Annotated in this window: 1 protein-coding gene; it reads right to left on the bottom strand. The window is 72.0% G+C overall.

Annotated features, from left to right (window positions below; translation table 11 throughout):
* The coding region (locus AB0J72_RS58795) for an amino acid adenylation domain-containing protein (protein ID WP_363417983.1) at positions 1–3,692 on the bottom strand (3,692 nt) is incomplete at both ends.

The following is a 3,692-nucleotide window of genomic DNA, read 5'->3' as shown; positions in this document are numbered from 1 at the left end:
ACGGCGACCTGCTGCACGTCAGGGTGCGCGGCCAGGACGGCCTGCACCTCACCCGGCTCGATCCGGAACCCGCGGATCTTCACCTGGTCATCGGCCCGGCCAACGAACACCAGATCACCGGCCGCGGTCCATCGCGCCACATCACCGGTCCGGTACAAGCGGCCGCCGTCAGCGTCGAACGGGTTCGCGACGAACCGCTCAGCCGTCAGCTGCCGCTGACCGATGTAGCCGCGGGCCAGCCCGGAGCCGGCGACGTACAGCTCACCGGCGACCCCGACCGGCACCGGCGACAACGCGTCATCCAGCACATAGACACGCGTGTTTACCACCGGACGGCCGATCGCCACCAGCCCGGCCTCGGCGTCGCACTGCCACAGCGTGGCGTCAACGGTCGTCTCCGTCGGGCCGTACGAGTTGAACATCCGCCGGCCCGGAGCCCACCGTGCGACGAGGTCCGGCGAGCACGCCTCACCAGCGACGATCAGCGTCACCGACGGGTCCACGGATGCGGGGTCGAGCATGCCGAGGACCGCCGGCGGGAGCGTCACGACCGATACTCGCTCGCTCTTCAGCAGACCGACGAGCGCCGCACCGAACCGCCGCTCGGCCGGAATCACGACCAGCGCCGCACCACGCAGCAGCGCCATCATCCATTCCCAGCCGAACGTGTCGAACCCAGCCGACGCGAACTGCCCAACCCGATCCCCAGCACCCACACCCAGCCAGCGCTCATGACCAGCCACCAGGCTCGCCACACCGGCATGCGACACCAGCACGCCCTTCGGCACACCCGTCGAACCCGACGTGTAGATGCAGTACGCCGGATGCGACGGCAACAACCGCACGTTCTGGTCGAACGCCGCCGGCAGGACCGTCTCGTCCAACACCAACGCGTCCTCGAACAGGCCCGCCGTCGACGACGAGGCAAGCACCACCGCAGGAGCGGCGTCGGCCACCATGAACCGGACCCGCTCCACCGGATACTCCGGATCGATCGGCAGATACGCGCCACCGGCCTTCGCCACGCCGAGCAGCGCCACCATCAACTCGATGCCGCGCTCCATGCACACACCAACGAGCCGCTCCGGGCCAACACCCAAACCTGCCAGCAGCGCCGCGACCCGGTCCGACCGCGCATCAAGCTCGCCATACGAGATCGTGACGCCGTCACACACCACTGCGGGGGCCTCCGGCGCCCGCGCCACCTGCGCCGCGAACAGCTCCGGAATCGTCAACGCACCGACACCGGCATCAGCCGTGGCGTTCCACTCGGAGAGCACGCGGGAGCGCTCGACAGGACCCAGCGCGTCCACTGCGGAGATCGGCAGATCCGGGTCGGCCAGCAGCGCCTCCAACACCCGCACCCAACGCTCGGCGATGGATGCCACCGTCGCGGCGTCGAACAGGTCCGTGGCGCCGGTCAGCGCGCCCTGCAGGCCCGCGGGGGTGCCGTCGGCGGCGAAGGTCTCGCCGATGACGGTGTTCAGGTCGAACCTCGCGGCCGACGTCGCGTCCGCCGTCTCGTCGCGGGCGCCCGGGCGTACACCCGGCAGGTCCAGCACCGCGTCGGCGATGTTCTGCACGGTGAGCATCACCTGGAACAGCGCGTGCCGGGCCAGGGAACGGCTCGGCGACAGCTCCTCCACCAGCCGCTCGAACGGCACGTCCTGGTGCTCGAACCCGGCGAGCGCGGTCTCCCGCACGCGGGCGAGCAGTTCGGCGAACGTCGGGTCGCCGGACAGGTCGGTCCGCATGACGAGCGTGTTGATGAAGAACCCGACGAGGTTGTCGAGGGCCTCGTCGCCGCGGCCGGCGACCGGCGTGCCGATCGGGATGTCCGTGCCCGCGCCGAGCTTCGACAGCAGGACCCCGAGCCCGGCCTGCAGCAGCATGAACACCGTCACGCCCTGCTCCCGCGCCACCTCCAGCAACCGCGCGTGCAGCTCCGCCCCCACCAGGACCGGCACCGTGTGCCCACGGTGACTCGCCACGGCAGGCCGCCGCCGGTCCGCCGGCAGCGTCAGCTCCTCCGGCGCACCCGCGAGGGCCTCCCGCCAGTAGCCGACCTGCCGGGAGATCAGGCTGTCGGGGTCGGACTCGTCACCCAGCAGCTCCCGCTGCCACAGCGCGTAGTCCGCGTACTGCACCGGCAACGGCTCCCACACCGGCGCCCGCCCCGCGAGCCGCGCCGCGTAGGCCGTGGACACGTCCGCCGCCAACGGCACCATCGACCAGCCGTCACCGGCGATGTGATGCACCACGACCACGAGCGACCGCGCGCCGGTGCCGTCGTCGAACAGCCAGGCCCGGATCGGCGGCTCGGTGGCCAGGTCGAAGGTGTACTGCGTGGCCGCGGCCACCGCAGCGGCGAGCGCGGAGGTTTCGACGTCGACCTGTTCCAGCCGCCACCGCAGTTCCTCGGCCGGGATCACCCGCTGGAACGGGCGGCCGTCGACGGTCGGGAACACGGTCCGCAGCACCTCGTGCCGGCCGATCACGTCCCGCAACGCCGCGCCCAGCGCCTCCGCGTCGACCGCGTCGGACACGCTCAGCACCATCGGGATGTTGTACGTCGCGCTGGGGCCTTCCAGCTGGCCGATGAACCACAGCCGCTGCTGCGCATACGACAACGGCAACCGCTCCGGCCGCTCCCACGGCGCCAACGCCGAACGCGCCACCCCGGCACCCGGCAGCCGACCCGCCAGCCGCGCCGGCGTCGGCGCCTCGAACAGCGCCCGCAACGGCAGCTCCACCCCGAGCACCGCCCGGACCCGGCTGACGAGCCGCACCGCGAGCAGCGAATGCCCGCCGAGGGCGAAGAAGTCGTCGTCAACCCCGACTGCGTCGAGCCCGAGGACCTCGGCGAACGCCTGGCACAGCAGCTCCTCGCGCAGGTTGGCGGGGCCGCGGCCCTTCCCGGCGCCCGCCGCGAAGTCCGGCGCCGGCAGCGCCTTACGGTCGAGCTTCCCGTTCACCGTGACCGGCAACGCGTCCAGCGTCAGGACCGCGGACGGCACCATGTACTCCGGCAGCAGCGAACCGGCGAACGTCCGCAGCGCCGCACCGTCGACCGTGCCGACGACGTACGCGACGAGCCGCCCATCGCGGGCGAGCACCGCGACCTGGTCCACGCCCGGGTGCCGCGCGAGGACCGCCTCGACCTCGCCGAGCTCGATGCGGAACCCGCGGATCTTCACCTGGTCGTCGGCCCGGCCCAGGTACACGAGATTGCCGTCGGCGTCCCAGCGGACCACGTCGCCGGTCCGGTACAGGCGACCACCGTCGCCGAACGGGTCCGCCACGAACCTGTCCGCGGTCAGCCCCGGACGGTTCGCGTAGCCACGGGCCAACTGGACACCGGCCAGATGCAGCTCACCGGCCACGCCGACCGGGACCGGGGCGAGCCGGCCGTCCAACACATACACCTGGGTGTTGAACACCGGCCGGCCGATCGGCACCACCGGCGAGCCATCCGCCACCACCTCGAACTCGGTGACGTCCACCGATGCCTCGGTCGGGCCGTACAAGTTGAACAGGCCGGCGCCCGGCAGCACCTGGAAGAACCGGTCCCGCTGGTTGGTGCCCAGCGCCTCACCCGAGCACACCACCCGCCGCAGACCCACGCACGAACCCGCCTCCGGCGCGGCGAGGAACGCCTCCAGCATCGACGGCACGAAGTGCACCGTGTCCAC

This window comes from Dactylosporangium sp. NPDC049742, from assembly GCF_040674675.1.
In the GTDB taxonomy this organism is placed as follows: domain Bacteria; phylum Actinomycetota; class Actinomycetes; order Mycobacteriales; family Micromonosporaceae; genus Dactylosporangium; species Dactylosporangium maewongense.
The sequence above is the reverse complement of the archived record's forward strand: the minus strand, read 5'-3'. Positions and strand labels throughout refer to the sequence as shown.